Source organism: Vibrio mexicanus, from assembly GCF_001012815.1.
Classification (GTDB): domain Bacteria; phylum Pseudomonadota; class Gammaproteobacteria; order Enterobacterales; family Vibrionaceae; genus Vibrio; species Vibrio mexicanus.
This window is the reverse complement of the sequence record NZ_JYJP01000015.1, coordinates 156,363-170,854: the sequence shown is the minus strand read 5'-3', so window position 1 is coordinate 170,854 and position 14,492 is coordinate 156,363. Positions and strand designations below refer to the sequence as shown.

Sequence of the window (14,492 nt, the reverse complement as noted above, 5' to 3'; positions counted from 1 at the left end):
TTAATGAATTGTAGAAACGAAATATGTTGAGGGGATCTCACTTATGAAGGGAAATCCCGCCTTAGATCGTAATTTTTCAATCTAGTCCAATAAAGCGATATTGATTGAAACAGATTGAAGTGCTTCTACTGTTATATGCTTGATTCTACTCGATTTAACCACAGTGGTCATGTGCCTATTCGACACTATTGAGTAAAACTTCAAAAGCATCTACTTTCTCTTTGACTCGGTCAATACTCTGTTGCCAAAAATCGGCTTTGGTCAGATCCATGCCTAAGTGTTTTTCAACCACTTGCTCAGCCTTCATTGAGCCCGTATCTCGTAGCAACGCAATGTAATCACTGTAGAACTGGGCACCTTTTTCTTCTCGCTGAGAGTAAACGCCCAAACTAAACAGATAACCAAACAGGTAAGGATAATTGTAAAAACTTACTTCAGAGATACTGAAATGGAGCTTGCTTGCCCAAAAGTAGCGATCAGCTTGTGACATTGAATCACCATACCAGTCTGCCCACTTTTCACCCATTAAGTCACACAGTTGCGCAGGGGTAAGTTCACCTTGAGAACGCTGTTCATAAAAAGCTTTCTCAAATTCAAAGCGTACCGGAATATTAACCATCAACGCATAGCAGCTTGTTAGCTCTTCCCAGAGCATTTCCAACTTCTCTTCACGAGAGTTAGCTTTAGCCAGCAAGCTGTCACGTACAATGTTTTCAGCAAAAATCGACGCGGTTTCCGCTAGTGTCATAGGGTAACGAGTCTGACACAAAGGCATATCGCGCATTACCCAGTTGTGGAAGGCATGGCCTAGCTCATGGGCAAGAGTGAGTAAATCTGAACGACTTCCGCCCCAAGTCATGAACACCAAAGGTGAACGAGTTGCCGCAAATTTTGTACAGTATGCCCCTAATCGGCGATTCTCACTCGGTTTGGCATCAATCCAACCATTTTCGACCATCATATCAACGAAATCGGCCATTTCTTGATGGACCTCTGCAAACGCTTCTCTGATGATGGCAATCGCTTCGTCAAAGGCGTACGTCTTCTCTTCACCAGAGAGTGAAGGCATCGCGGCCATATGATTCCATGGCTTCATAGTATCTAAACCATGAACCTTAGCCATAAGCCGCCCGGCTTTTTGACCAACTGAGCGATTGGCTTTTGCCACACTCAGCATGCTGTCCAATGTTTCTGCTGTGATGCGGCTCTGCCTTAAACTTGGGTCAAGGAAATGTACGTCTTTCTCATTGGAACGCATTTGATATTCGGTCAACCGCCAACCCGACAACGCGTTCAAAATTGACGCAAAACTCTCTTGGTGTGTGTTCATTGCCGCTTGAATCGCATTCCATGCAGGCTCTTGCTTATCAAATTCGGCGCCATACAACAGGCTCGCCGCTTGAGATAAACCTAGTGTTTCTTCATTGCCATCTTCGTGTTTTAGAGTGACCTGAAGTGCACCAGTGAGATTATCGTACAAACGTCCCCAAGCATCTCTGCCATCCACCTGCATCGCTGACAAAAGCTGCTCTTGTGCAATGCTCAGTTGAGTTTGCGCTTCTTCACGGGAACATTCAATTAGAAAGCCCTGCCCTGAGACATCGCCACTATCATGAGCCAATACTTGATCAATGAACTCTTGTGGTGAATGCACCAATGTATCTTGGTATGGGGTGAAAGCCTGAGTCAAGGTTGAGCGCAATTTTGCCACGCGCCCGATCATTGCCTTGGCTTGGCTGTGTGTCGCGTCAACTGAAGATTCACAGTTGGCATAAGTGCCAATAGTAGACAGTAAGGTACCCGCAGCTTCTGAGGTTTGAATAGCATTTTGCATCGCCAGTACCGTTTCACGTTTATCAGCATGCAGGTTCAAAACGTTGATGCATTGCTCGACAAGCGCGATATCTTGTTCAATTTTTGGGTCGTTCAAACTTTGATAAGCGACCGAAAGGTTCCAACTTGGTGTTGTCATTCTTTATCCTTACGTATCAGAGCGATTGCTGATACGGAATGTGTCGTCGTTATTGAATGTGCGCCGCCATTCGATCTGTATCAAATTCGATCCGTTTCAAAGTCGATCCGTATCAAACTCGATCCTTATCAAAACAGGGGCTTGGAGATCATTTTGACGTTAGTAAAAATCTCTTCAGTTTTTGTAATTTGTATATGAGTAATCGAGTGATAGCCAATAGACAGCGCCGAGTACCAGCTCGGATTCTCCCAATCAACATTGAGTACATTGGCCAATATCATTCGTATGGTGCCCGCATGGCACACAATCAAACTGTCACTTTTGAGATTAACAACAAGTGATTGCCATTCTCTCGTTACCCTATCATGAAAATCTTGAAGCGGCTCCGCATTAGGCAAAGTACTCACAGCGGGTGATTGCCAAAACGCTTCTAAGTTTCCCCACTGTTCAGAAAGGTCATCGAAAGTTCTGCCGTCATAATCTCCAAAGCTGAGCTCTTGAAGTTTAGAAGAAATGGTAACGTTTGGATTTTCTCGCATCTGTGCGATTTTAAGCGCTAAATCGTGGCAGCGAACCAAAGGGGAAGTGATGATAGCCTCAGCCGCGAACCCCTGCTTAACCGTTTCCTCGGCAATCTGCTTTTGATACTCAGCTTCAACACCAACATCAGTTTGACCATTTAGTGCCGCTGGCCCCAAAGTTTTGCCATGGCGTAGCAGGTAAAGATTATACGTTTCCATATGACTTCTCTCTGTTACCCGTCATCAGTTTTTATCTCCGCCTTTCAACGTCATAGGTAAGCCCGCAGCAACGAAATCAACTCGCGTTGCAACCCGCGCGATGGCTTGATTCATCCAGCCTGCGTTATCGACAAACAAGCGAGACACTTCGCCCATCGGCACCACTCCTAGCCCTACTTCGTTTGAAACAAGGACCAACGTAGCCTCGCAGCTCTCAATAGCTTCAACCAAATCATCGACGCGCTGCTGTATATCACTTTGCTTCAACTGATAACCATCATTGTAGATAATGTTGTTCATCCACAAGGTTAAGCAATCGACCAAAACAACCTCATCGCTAACAAACGTGCGCAGTAACTTTGCTAACTCAGTTGGACATTCGTGTGTCACCCACTTTGAGCCGCGAGAGTCCTGATGATGAGCAATCCGAGCTTCCATCTCATCATCAAACGCTGTTGCCGTGGCGACATAATGGGGAAAATTCTTAGATGAACCCGTTCCACTGCGAACAGTACCAATATGATCAGTTTCCGTATGACTAGTCTCTAGGAGAGCAGAAACATAGTCTTGAACGCAAGCCTCGGCATAACTGGACTTTCCTGAGCGCTCCGCCCAAAATAAGATGAATCATTTTTACTCCAAACACACCCCGCTTGATATAGAAGTATCGCTTACATCGATACGCCTAAAAAACAAAGCCGAGATACAAGTATGACGAGAAGCCAATATAAATCACGAGCTCAGAAATTTGCTGAACCGCACCCAAACAGTCACCCGTGAATCCGCCAATTCGACGCATAAGCCAAGCCTTTAACGCGAAGCAACTAACGCTAACAACCCGCAAATCGCGATGGCAAATTGCCAGTTAAAGATAGCAACAGGCAATACCCCTATCAGCAGCAAAAACAGCAACTCAAAGCGGGTCTGTTTGTTCGCTAGTGGCTTACTTTTACTGGAGTCAGGGTCGGTCACATAAGGCATATCATAGATGAGCGACGCAGCTACCGCGCGACTTAACGGGTAGCTAAGCAGCAGGACAATCACAACCGAAACGCCATTTGCTAATTCGATTAACAGTGCATACTTACCGAGCAGCGCCATGATTAAGGCACTCGCACCATAAGTACCGATTCGACTGTCTTTCATGATGGTTAAGCGGCGCTCGGTCGTCATACCGCCACCGATACCATCCGCCATATCTGTTAATCCATCTTCATGAAAAGCGCCTGTAAGTAATAGGCTAAACACCATCATGAGAAACAGTGCAATCGATGTCGGTAGAACGAAACTTAGTCCCCAATAGACAAGCGCACAGAGTGCACCGAGTAACAAACCCACTAGAGAAAAGTAACGCCCTGCACGGTTCATTCTATCTTCCGAGTATGGCGTGCTTGATGGCATAGGGATACGAGAGAAAAACCCAAGCGCTAACCAAAACAGTTCAATTTGGTACTTGATGCCGCTTAGCATTACACCGTCACTCCGGCGTCTTCAAAGCTGGCCATCGAGTTATAGAACTCCGCTGCAGCGCGAATCAATGGAACCGACAATACCGCGCCCGTCCCTTCTCCTAATCTTAATCCGAGGTCGAGCAAGGGCTTAGCATCGAGCGCTTTCAACATATGCTTATGAGCAGATTCTTGAGACTGATGAGCAAAGATCATGTAATCACGACACTTTGGCTCAATCAACGCAGCCACGTAAGCCGCCGCCGTCACAATAAACCCATCAACAACAATTGGGGTTTTCTTCTCATAAGCACCCATGAAGCCGCCAACCATTTGTACAATTTCAAAGCCACCTACTTGGCTTAGTACTTCTAATGGTGATGAGCCTTGGCATCGCTTCACGCCTTGAGAAACGAGTGATACTTTGGTTTGGTATTGCTCTTCGCTGATGCCTGTACCTAGACCAACACAGTCTTCAACCGCGAGATCCGATAGCGCTGCCAAAATCGCCGCAGCACTGCTGGTATTGCCAATTCCCATCTCGCCAAACATCACCAGATTTGAGCCAGATTCAATAGTTTGCTGAACAATGCGTTTACCCAATTCAATGCCTTCATTGACTTTCTCTAAAGACATAGCTGCGCGCTTTGACAAGTCTTCTGTTCGTGTGCCAAGGCGTTGCACAACCAACTGAGGATGCGCTTGTTCAACAGGCAGCAAAATGCCGGTATCGATAACTTTTAATGCGACATCGTTGCTACGGCAAAAACAGTTAATCGCTGCACCACCCGCCAAGAAATTCAACACCATTTGCTGCGTGACTGCGCTTGGGGCAATGCTCACGCCGTTATCAGCAATGCCATGGTCGCCGGCAAACACCAACACTGTTGGCTGACTAATTGAAATGCTCGTCACCGCTTCGCTCTTACCTTGCTTTGAATCAAGCCAATTGCGCCGCCACGTGCTCTAGTTGACCAAGGGCACCTAACGGTTTCGTTTTGTTGTCTATTCGTTGGGCAATCGCCGTCTCAAATTGCTTATCTAACATAGGAATTCCAGCTCTAGTGGTATTACTTAGGACGTTGAACAGAGAAAGGTTCATCTAATATCGCGTATTGAGCACCACCTAAACGAGCAAGCGGATTCAGTGCTTTCGCATCGATAGTAATACGATCACCGTTTTGAGTGCTGATTGACTCAGCAACATAGACCTTCTCCACTTTCGCAAACACAAGCGACTGAGGTGTTTCCCCTATCTCTTGCACTTCGAACAAGGTGCAAGCAAAAGCCACGGCACAATCCTTTATTCTTGGCAGTTCAAAATCGTCGAATGGAACAAGTTCAATATCATTCGCCGTTACTTCAGAGTCTCCATGATCAAGCGTTGCGGCAGATTCAGTCACCAGCTTCGCATGATCGGCTGAAGCGATATGGATCACGAGCTTCTGTTTTTCTTTGACATTTCTCACCGTATCTTTCACATCTCCGTTAGGCTTTTTACCCACAGAAAACATCATGATAGGCGGGTTACTCGATATTGGTGTGAAGTAAGAAAAAGGGGCAAGATTATAGTTTTTTGAACCTGAATCGGTCAGTACCCAAGCCACTGGGCGAGGTGTTACTGTTTGAGTAAAAAGGTGATAAACCTGATTCGCTTCAAGTTCACTCAACGTAATGTTCATATCACTTCCTTGGACGTTTAGAAGACTGTCCAGTCTATCGCTAAACGCTTCATTTCTCTAGCGTATTGGTGTTACCAATTAGACTCGCATTTTGAGAACACAATACCGCGCTATCAATATTTCTATCAATTTAGCTAAGTTAGCTATACTTACTATTCGGTACATATCCTGCATTAATGTGTTACTGGGCAAGCTAAGCCAAAATAACAACACGCTTACTGAGCCCTAAATCGTCACATCGAGGAGGTTTTATGTTTGCTAATCAAAGAGCTCAAAAATCGAAGTCAAATAAGCCCAATAACTCATCCAAACGCTCGAAGAAAGTCCCACTCTCAATGACTTAACATTCTCATATAAAGGCAACGCCCCTGCTGCAATGTTCACTCATCACAGGGGCATAATTGCCTGAAATTCAGAATCGTTTCGCAAATACCTTCAATTTGTTGCATTCAGTCAATGAAATTCGTTGTTAATCACACCAAAATACCCTCAGTTATGATTACACTGACGCACGCTTGTCTATGCTTGATTGGCGTGGGCAAGCGGCTAAACTTTACCCATTAGTACTAGGAATTCCTCAGATGAAAAATACCGACCAAGCAGTTATTATCGCCGGCGCATCTGGGTTAGTAGGAACGGAAGTACTCAAAGAGCTTCTCGAAGAAAACTCCGTCGGTAAGGTTTACGCATTAACGCGCAAGGAATTGCCATTCTTCCACTCAAAACTAGAGCAATTCAAAGACAAACAACTTAAGATCCCTGCGTTGAATTCGGATCAACCATTACCAACTTTCGGTTTCATCTGTTTGGGGACGACCCTCAAGCAAGCAGGCTCAAAAGAAAACCTAGCGAAAATTGACTACGACCTCGTTTGCCAAGTTGCCAAAGACATGAAAGCAAAGGGCGTGGAACACCTCGCGGTGGTCTCTAGTTTAGGGCTTCGCCTCGCTCACTCTCCCATTACCTACGAACGAAAGGAAAAATGGAAGCAACACTGAGCCGAATGGGTTTTACGTCTGTCTTATTTGCAAGGCCAGGACCTTTAAAAGGTCTGCGTGACAACCCACGTACCGATGAGGCAATTTTGCAAACCGTTATGCGCGTAATTCGCCCAATCATGCGTGGCCCACTCGCTAAATACATCCCCATCAGAGCGAGCATGGTTGCCAAGGCCATGACTCACACATTGCTCGAAGCCACAACTGATTCCGTCTATTTTATTGATAGTGTCGAGATGCGCAGACAAGCGGAAGAGTTATCCAGTTAACCGCATAGGTTGCTATAACTTCCCACGTTCAACTCACACCAACCAGACCAAAATCCGATGCAAATTACATCGGATTTTTTATTTCCCCACCCCCCAAACCAGTATGCGACGAAGGGGAAATTTTGGAATATCGATTCATATTACAAAACAATGACAAACAAAGTGATTACAACTTTATGTGGTACTGGTTCGAATAAAAGTCGATAGGTACTAATTTAATAGGATGTAATTGCAACGCGATACAAGCGTGATTCGGTTCGCAAAAAGTCCGAACACTATGATAAAGGCATGAAATTTCGGCAGTTAACCCCGCAAAATACGGTATCCACTCCGATTCATACCAAGTAATCCCGAATAGCATAAACCTCAACGTCAAATGGCTATAAAAAGGAAAATACTATGGACGGGTTATACAATACGGCTTTATCTAAACAATTCAGTAATCATGAACGCTTGTCGGATATTCACATACCTAACAATGAGTCACCCTTTCCGCTTTTGGGTAACAGTGATGCCATCAATAAAATCAAAAGACAGTTGATTTACGCCTCTCAAATCAATATCCCCATTTTTATTAGCGGGGAAACAGGAACTGAAAAACGAACACTGGCTCACTACATTCATCAAAACAGACCTAACGCCGATGGCCAGTTCATCTATGTCTCTTCAGAAACTAGCCACCTTGATGATTACAAACAGTATCTCGATGTGAGCATTAGCAATGCGGTTAATGGAATGTTGTTTCTTGCCGAAATCGACAAGCTCAATGACCAGCACAAAGATTATCTGACCTACCTTTTCTCAAATGAAGAAATCTATCGCCAGCTCACTCAAAACAATGTTCAACTGGTTGTCTCTTGTACCCAAACGTTAACCAACAATCATCAGTTCCTATCTAAGATACTTGGCAGCAGTGCTCCTCATTTAGAACTTCATATTCCGCCCCTCTGTGAACGACAAGAAGATATCTCTGTTTACATCGATCATTTCCTAACGCTATTCGGATTATCAAAACCACCCAAAATCAGCCCACAGGCTCGCGATCTGCTTTGTCAATTTGACTGGCCCGGTAATGTAGCTCAATTGCAGAAAGTGATGATGACGCTAGTCTCATCGCACCCTTACCGAATCACTGATAAAGATGTGTCCTCTCTCGGTATCACAAACAAGCCTTCAGTAAAGCAAGATCTCATCGGTTGTTTGCTCAACGAAGACTTGGAGGCATTCCAAAATACGCACCCAGCGCTTTACAAATCTCTGTTATACATCAGCACGCACTACCGGGATGAGCTTTCACTCCAGTCCGTTGCCGATGCTTCCTTTACCAGCCCTTCTCATCTTTCATTTTTGTTTAGGCAGTATCTCAACAACTCATTTAAGTCGATATTGGTTCAGCTTCGTGTTCGCTACGCCAAAACGATTCTCGATGATAACCCAATGGCAAAGATCACCGACGTTTGCTTGCAATCAGGTTTTGGAGACCTAAGCCACTTCGAGAAGATGTTTAAACGCCACGAGAAGTGCACACCAAGACAATATAGACAAAAGCAGCGTGAAGCTTACAAAGAAGCGCTGCTCGACTAACTCACGGATTTAGCCCTTTTTGTTCATTAGTAACGCCGAGTCCATAGCCACATTACTAAATATTATTGACTCATCAAGACAAACAAGAGCAATGCAATATGGAAGTGGATATTAAAACCATGATGGACCAGTTCTGCCCTACCGCGTCACGAAACATGGTGATGAATATTGTTGCGGAATCGCTTGGTAAATCGGCTCAGAACGCGACTCAGGTTCAGCAGCAAATTCAAACCATCATGGTTACTAATACCGCATTGGGCTCTGGCCTAATTTATTCCATCGCGGCGAAAGGCGCTTGAACGGTATCTGGGGTCTCACAGTGACACCCCATAACCACAAAGGAGCATGAAGATGCCAGTAAATGATGCGGTTACAGACTCGGTAACCCAAGTAAACACCAATGTTGTCGGTGAAACGCCAGCGCTAGCAGGAGGTAATCTCCTGCTATCAACTAGCCAAGCGTTAGGTGTGTCATCACTTAACAGCACGGGTGCGAACCAACAAGGGACAGTCGTCCTACAAACGTCGACGGTACAGGGGATCAATGCATTGTTCTCCACTGGAGCAGCAGTACTAGGCCGCAGTATCGAACTCGTTCTTGAACCAAGTAAGAAGTAATCACAATCCAAAATAGGAGCATATTATGCCTGTAAATGAACAAGTTACTGACTCGGTAACACAAGTAAATACTAAGGTTGTTGGCGAAACACCTGCCATGGCGATGGGTAACCTACTGATGTCGACCAGCCACGCACTAAGCAATGCTGCTCACAACGCAACTGCCGCTCAACAACAAGCTCAAATCACCATGCAAGCTGCCACGGTGCAGGGTGTGAACTCATTGATGGCTATCGGCTCGTCTGTTATCGGACGTGGCGCAGAATCCATCATCGAAAAAGGCTAATTCCTAGCCGTCTTTAATCTCTACCTTAACTTACTAAAGGGAAATTAACATGCCAGTAAATGAACAAGTGACTGACTCAGTAACACAAGTAAACACGAAAGTTGTAGGCGAAACACCAGCAATGGCAATGGGCAACCTTCTGATGTCTACAGGCCAAGCGCTAGGTACAGCAGCACACAACGCGACAAGTGCTCAGCAGCAAGCTCAAATCACGATGCAAGCTGCAACGGTTCAAGGCGTAAATGCGCTAATGTCTATCGGCTCATCGGTGGTTGGCCGAAGCGCTGAAGGCATTATCGAAAAAGACGGTTAATCCGTTGTCTCCTTTGCTAGGACGCTGGCAAAGGAGAATCCCACCCTATTGTTTAACGATTTAATGAAATAAGGCTCGATATGACTACCGTAAAGGCTCCACCTCATCCGGCGGAATCGGCGTTCCAAGCCGCGAACCAATCCGTTGCTCAATCTACAGCGATGGCTCTGGCTGATGCCACTGACAACCTAAGAAACTTAAACACGTTAAGCACAACCGCAATTGGTACGGCGTTTAGCCAACTGCTTGAAACTGGTGATCCGAAGTACCTAAACATCATCGACCAAGCACAAAAAGTGGTAACCAATGGCGCCGAGAACTTTGGCGTGGTTGGCGAAAAAGTAGCGACCGTTCTTAACGATCACGCGTAACGAATGACACCAAGCGCGACCGCTAAACCTTGAAAGGCCAAATTTTGGCACTCTTGTGAACAGGTTTAGACGCGACCACAGGAGTGAACATGGCAGACAACAAAATTCAGTTTGAGAACGAGTTCGAACAGCCGGTTTCAAACGACGCTATTGAAAGTTTTAATACCCTTCAGAGCTTTTCCAATCAATCGACCAGCTTATTGGAAACCACGCTTTCTGACACCCTTGGGCTCTCGATGCACAATGCGGTCACGACTCAGCAGCAATCACAAATGACTACGGCGGCTTCCATAACCAACGCTTGCGCCAGGCTTCTGCAAACCCAAGCGAAACCGAGCGGCATAGCTCCGGTGGTTGATGAAGATAAGCCTGAAAAAGCAGAAGAACCCGCGGTAGCAGCAGAGCAGCCTCAACCATCTGAGGAAGAACAGCCTCAGGCTAAAAAACGCTTCAACTTGATGAACTTCTTAAAACGTAAGAAAGGAGGCGATGATGAGTGATGCTCCTAGCCTACAGTTTGACGTTGAGCAGCAGCTCAAAGACATCGAACGCTTTACGCAGAATCAACAATTAGAAGTCAAACAGCTGATTCAAGAAAGTCATAGTCACTTTTCTAAAGATGCGTCTGTCGACAGCAATGCAATATACAATCAAGTCTCTGACATGATCTCAGGGATTGAATCTCAGCTTGACCAAGAGATGAACAAAATTAACCAGCAGCTACAAACACTGCTGCCTAACCAATCACAATAAGTGAGGCTATCATGGCAAAGAAAGTTAACGAACAGATCACTGACTCGATCACTCAAACCAATACTCAAGTTATCGGCTCCGCTCCATCTAATGCGATGGGTAACTTATACACCGCTATGGGCCTAGCGATGTCGAACATGAACAACAACGCAACCAGCGCTCAGCAGCAAGCTCAGATTGGAATGCAGACCGCCACCGTACAAGGCGTTAACTCATTAACGGCAATGGGTACTGCAGTGTTGGGTCGAGCAACGGAAGAAGTCGTAGAAAAAGGTTAAGGCTTGAACACGTTTATGCCCTTTTTTATGGCCAAGCCCCCACTTGGCCATTTTTTGTCTGTCATTCAGTCAGCTCTCAACTCAACCAAAAAACCCGAGGTAACTTACAATGAGTGACAAAATTACTGAGAAAGATCTGGTACCCGTTACCGAGATGATCAATCAACTCACTGAGTCTTCCATGTCCGATACTATGGGGTTACATATGCAAAACTCCGTGACCAATCAACAAAGCATGCAAACCGTCAGTAACGCTGCCACCTCAACAGCCTGCGCTTTGATCCTAAAACAAGGCGGCTAAATGATTTTCGGCTATGGCTAACGAAACGACTACCTCAAAAGCCAAGCAATCCGTCGCACAGTCGACGGCAATCGCCGTTCAAGATGCAGCCGACAACCTACGTAACCTCAACACCATCAGCACAACAGCCATTGGTGTCGCGCTCTCTGAGCTGCTTGCCACGGGCGATCCCAAATACGCCCAAGTGATCGAACAAGCACAAAAAATTATGGAAAAAGGCACGGCAAACTTTGCTGAGCTCGGCGCCAAAGCGGCCGAAGTGGCCAAGAAATTCGAATAACCTCACCACATCAATCCGTTACCCAAAGTATTGCATCGCTTCTCCCAATTAAAAAATCTGCTCACCCGCTAGATTAGGTCGATATCGAGTTCATTGAATGAGGAAAGGAACATGAGATTTTTAGACTTACTAATACTGGCTTGGCTGGGTGTGATCACGCTTTATCTACTTAACACGCCATTCAAGCTACTCGTCGATGCAGCTTTGTAAGTGACTCTTCAGCTCGACCTGAAAACGTACGGTCGGCACTACTGACTCATCAAGCTGATAATAAAAACAACTCATCAAGGACTAACGCAATATCCCTCTCTTTCTCCGAATAGATCCTCTATAAAACCAATATTGAAAACCAACGACGCCAAATAATAAGGACACAACCAGAGGGAGTTGCGTAATGATTAACCTTGAAGAATTTGTCCATTCTATTCATGTGGCGACCGCCTCCGCCGGCGAGGCACTCATTGAAAAAAACCTCAGTCTACTCGAGCGTTTCTTTGAACCTGCCGATGAAGACGATGACGGTATCGCACATATGGCCAACATCAGCCAATCTGATCGGCAGGTCGAGAGTAGCGCCCCTAATCGCATAACTTCAAATGAGAGTAATACTAGCTCTTTCAGTATTCATGACGACGATATTCCTATTCTCAAACCCCGCATGGTTGCGATGCAGTACCCCACCGTCACCAAGCAAGGCCCTGCGGTTCAAACCGTTAACGTACCCCTTATTACACTCATTCCCCTATCTCAAGTTGAGCTCAAAGAGATGCACTTTTCCACTGAGCTTGATTTAAGTGTCAGCGGTGAATCACTGCAAGTTTCGTTTCCTAAACGCACTTTAAAGTCGCAAGAGATTAACGAGGAAGGTGGAAAAGTAGGCAACGGTGGAAAAGCACACTTGGAAGTCAAGATCGCGGCCATGGAGACACCAGACGGACTCAAATACATCGTTGACGGATACGAAAGAGCGCTGCGCGCCCAAGTTCCAGGTTAATACCCAGTTTCAATAACAACGTAAGGAAAAGCTATGCCAGTATCTAAAGGCCCTGCGCTCGCCTCAATGGCGCAACAGTTTAGTGGACTGCCCATGGGGGATCTTATTGGAGCACCGCTAATGGCTGCCGCCGATGCCAACCATAAAATGGCCATGACACAAGTAAAGTTCATGCTCGACACCTGTTTCAGCAAACAGAAAGTTGAAGGTGGCGGTGAAGGCGGAAAAGAACAATTTGAGTACTTACCCGTAATGGTAGAACTCAAGCTTAAACGCCCTGTCATATCAACACAGAAAGGCGAAAAACCCAGTGATACCGAAGTCAAAGTGGATACCGCCGAATCAAGTCTGACGATTCCACTACTCACCTTGTTGCCACTCAATGCGTTGGCTGTGGATGACGTGAATATCAACTTCAATATGGAAGTGAAGTCCAGCTTTTCCAGCGAGCAAACAGAAACAGAGAAAGAGAATATGTCTGCCGAAGGCAGCTTCGAGGCCAAAGTTGGTTATGGGCCATTTTCTGCGAGCATTAGCGGTAGTGTGTCTAAATCATCAGAGAAAAGTAACGCCAAAACAGACAAGTACGAAAAGAGCAACAAAGCAACGTACGACGTTAAAGTGCATGCGGGCCAGTTACCACTGCCAGAGGGAGTCGGTGTCATCATCCAAGCCTACACCGATAACATCACGCCAATCATGCTCACCGAAGAAAAGGACGGCGGCGGTCAGCAGTAAAAAAGAACCTCAACTGCCCCAGGCTAAAACTTGGGGGCAAACTAGGTCAATGGAATGGCATTGACCTTTGAGCCATACAAAGTGCGCATAAGTCATCTTCGTTTACTAGGAGTCACAATGATAGGAGTAACAATGAAAACCAAAATCCCTTGCCCCACATGCCAAGAAAACGGTGTAAATAGCGAAATAGCCTTCGATCCTCAGCTGCTGCTTTCCGGTGCTCAGTTTAATTGCCCGGTATGCCAAACCTCCGTTTCATTGATGCCCGCTAGCCATCAAACTTACGCTAAGGCTTATCGGAATATCAAGGCTATCAGGCGCAAACACAGGGGCTCAAAAAGCGCGGAAACCAGCCGATTTAGGTGGATAAGATGGCACAACCGAAACTCATCGAGCAACTCCTGAGAGACCTGTTGGCCACGAAGGCCAAGCTGGAGGACGAAAAGTACACCGACCTGCAACGCTATTTCGATGTCAGTAATGAGGGAGACTTAGCAGCTCGCGAGATTGGCGTACAAATCCCAATTGTGACTGATGAAGGCGTATTCTACCAAACACAACGTATGCCGTTATTGTCTCTGTTTCCTAGCCAATTTTTTAAGCTAGAGACACTTAACCTGTCGTTTAACGCCTATCTAAGGAGCAACAAGAACTCCCCGACTCCGGAACTTACCCTGAGCAAAAAAGAGAGTTGGCTTAAAGCGAATAAACCTGTTCATGTTTCAATGACGCTGAGTGAGAAAGACGCGCCTGTTGTCACAATGACCGGCCCCTAGCGCCGTCCATACGATAACCATGATCCTTCACTAACAAACCCAAGTTTCCTGTGCTTGGCACAGGCTAAATTAGCCTCACATCCATCTAGCT

At 45.9% G+C, this 14,492-nt stretch carries 17 protein-coding genes and 4 pseudogenes; 15 read left to right on the top strand and 6 right to left on the bottom strand.

Annotated features, from left to right (window positions below; all coding sequences use genetic code 11):
- Positions 1 to 175 precede the first annotated feature (175 nt).
- The 6 genes and pseudogenes from UA76_RS02785 to UA76_RS02760 all read right to left on the bottom strand — a co-directional run bounded on the left by UA76_RS02785 (position 176) and on the right by UA76_RS02760 (position 5,842).
- A complete protein-coding gene (locus tag UA76_RS02785) occupies positions 176 to 1,972 on the bottom strand; it encodes a M3 family oligoendopeptidase (RefSeq protein WP_047042740.1) in 1,797 nt (598 codons plus the stop codon).
- Between the two features lie 128 nt (positions 1,973 to 2,100).
- The gene (locus UA76_RS02780; RefSeq protein ID WP_047042736.1) at positions 2,101 to 2,712 is read right to left on the bottom strand and encodes a histidine phosphatase family protein; all 612 of its coding nucleotides are present in this window, start codon (positions 2,710 to 2,712) and stop codon (positions 2,101 to 2,103) included.
- Positions 2,713 to 2,736: 24 nt separating this feature from the next.
- Positions 2,737 to 3,343: pseudogene (gene cobU, locus UA76_RS02775) on the bottom strand (bifunctional adenosylcobinamide kinase/adenosylcobinamide-phosphate guanylyltransferase).
- Positions 3,344 to 3,397: 54 nt separating this feature from the next.
- Positions 3,398 to 4,182: pseudogene (locus tag UA76_RS02770) on the bottom strand (adenosylcobinamide-GDP ribazoletransferase).
- Positions 4,182 to 5,208: pseudogene (cobT, locus tag UA76_RS02765) on the bottom strand (nicotinate-nucleotide--dimethylbenzimidazole phosphoribosyltransferase). Before cobT ends, UA76_RS02770 begins: the two co-directional pseudogenes overlap by 1 nt.
- Before the next feature lie 22 nt (positions 5,209 to 5,230).
- A complete protein-coding gene (locus tag UA76_RS02760) occupies positions 5,231 to 5,842 on the bottom strand; it encodes a flavin reductase family protein (RefSeq protein ID WP_047042731.1) in 612 nt (203 codons plus the stop codon).
- A gap of 581 nt (positions 5,843 to 6,423) precedes the next feature.
- On the opposite strand from UA76_RS02760, the pseudogene UA76_RS25540 reads away from it, so the two are divergent.
- From UA76_RS25540 to UA76_RS02685, 15 genes and pseudogenes are all read left to right on the top strand, one after another.
- Positions 6,424 to 7,109, top strand: a pseudogene (locus tag UA76_RS25540) (Rossmann-fold NAD(P)-binding domain-containing protein).
- Between the two features lie 399 nt (positions 7,110 to 7,508).
- A complete protein-coding gene (locus UA76_RS02750; RefSeq protein ID WP_052771920.1) occupies positions 7,509 to 8,693 on the top strand; it encodes an AraC family transcriptional regulator in 1,185 nt (394 codons plus the stop codon).
- Positions 8,694 to 8,791: 98 nt separating this feature from the next.
- Positions 8,792 to 8,992 carry a RebB family R body protein gene (locus UA76_RS02745; RefSeq protein ID WP_047042728.1) on the top strand — a complete coding sequence of 67 codons (201 nt, stop codon included), beginning with the start codon at positions 8,792 to 8,794 and terminating at the stop codon, positions 8,990 to 8,992.
- 52 nt (positions 8,993 to 9,044) lie between these two features.
- Positions 9,045 to 9,311 carry a RebB family R body protein gene (locus UA76_RS02740; protein WP_047042726.1) on the top strand — a complete coding sequence of 89 codons (267 nt, stop codon included), beginning with the start codon at positions 9,045 to 9,047 and terminating at the stop codon, positions 9,309 to 9,311.
- Positions 9,312 to 9,336: 25 nt separating this feature from the next.
- Complete coding sequence (locus UA76_RS02735; protein ID WP_047042723.1) at positions 9,337 to 9,597, top strand: RebB family R body protein; 261 nt, start codon at positions 9,337 to 9,339, stop codon at positions 9,595 to 9,597.
- Between the two features lie 49 nt (positions 9,598 to 9,646).
- Positions 9,647 to 9,910 (top strand): RebB family R body protein, encoded by a 264-nt coding sequence (locus tag UA76_RS02730; protein ID WP_047042719.1) that lies wholly within the window; start codon positions 9,647 to 9,649, stop codon positions 9,908 to 9,910.
- Positions 9,911 to 9,990: 80 nt separating this feature from the next.
- Positions 9,991 to 10,281, top strand: a complete 291-nt coding sequence (locus UA76_RS02725) for a RebB family R body protein (protein ID WP_047042715.1) — start codon at positions 9,991 to 9,993, stop codon at positions 10,279 to 10,281.
- A gap of 89 nt (positions 10,282 to 10,370) precedes the next feature.
- Entirely contained in the window at positions 10,371 to 10,781 is a 411-nt protein-coding gene (locus UA76_RS02720; protein WP_047042712.1) for a RebB family R body protein, read from the top strand.
- Positions 10,771 to 11,034 carry a hypothetical protein gene (locus UA76_RS02715; RefSeq protein ID WP_157617544.1) on the top strand — a complete coding sequence of 88 codons (264 nt, stop codon included), beginning with the start codon at positions 10,771 to 10,773 and terminating at the stop codon, positions 11,032 to 11,034. Before UA76_RS02720 ends, UA76_RS02715 begins: the two co-directional genes overlap by 11 nt.
- A gap of 11 nt (positions 11,035 to 11,045) precedes the next feature.
- Positions 11,046 to 11,312 (top strand): RebB family R body protein, encoded by a 267-nt coding sequence (locus UA76_RS02710; RefSeq protein WP_047042707.1) that lies wholly within the window; start codon positions 11,046 to 11,048, stop codon positions 11,310 to 11,312.
- A 109-nt stretch (positions 11,313 to 11,421) separates the two neighbouring features.
- On the top strand, positions 11,422 to 11,613 hold the full coding sequence (locus UA76_RS02705; protein WP_047042704.1) for a RebB family R body protein: 192 nt from the start codon (positions 11,422 to 11,424) through the stop codon (positions 11,611 to 11,613).
- Positions 11,614 to 11,626: 13 nt separating this feature from the next.
- The gene (locus tag UA76_RS02700; protein ID WP_047042701.1) at positions 11,627 to 11,893 is read left to right on the top strand and encodes a hypothetical protein; all 267 of its coding nucleotides are present in this window, start codon (positions 11,627 to 11,629) and stop codon (positions 11,891 to 11,893) included.
- 394 nt (positions 11,894 to 12,287) lie between these two features.
- The gene (locus tag UA76_RS02695) at positions 12,288 to 12,887 is read left to right on the top strand and encodes a DUF2589 domain-containing protein (RefSeq protein WP_047042698.1); all 600 of its coding nucleotides are present in this window, start codon (positions 12,288 to 12,290) and stop codon (positions 12,885 to 12,887) included.
- A gap of 33 nt (positions 12,888 to 12,920) precedes the next feature.
- Positions 12,921 to 13,625: a DUF2589 domain-containing protein gene (locus UA76_RS02690; RefSeq protein ID WP_047042695.1), complete on the top strand. Its 705-nt coding sequence runs from the start codon at positions 12,921 to 12,923 to the stop codon at positions 13,623 to 13,625.
- 371 nt (positions 13,626 to 13,996) lie between these two features.
- Complete coding sequence (locus UA76_RS02685) at positions 13,997 to 14,401, top strand: DUF2589 domain-containing protein (RefSeq protein ID WP_047042692.1); 405 nt, start codon at positions 13,997 to 13,999, stop codon at positions 14,399 to 14,401.
- The last annotated feature ends 91 nt before the right edge of the window (positions 14,402 to 14,492 follow it).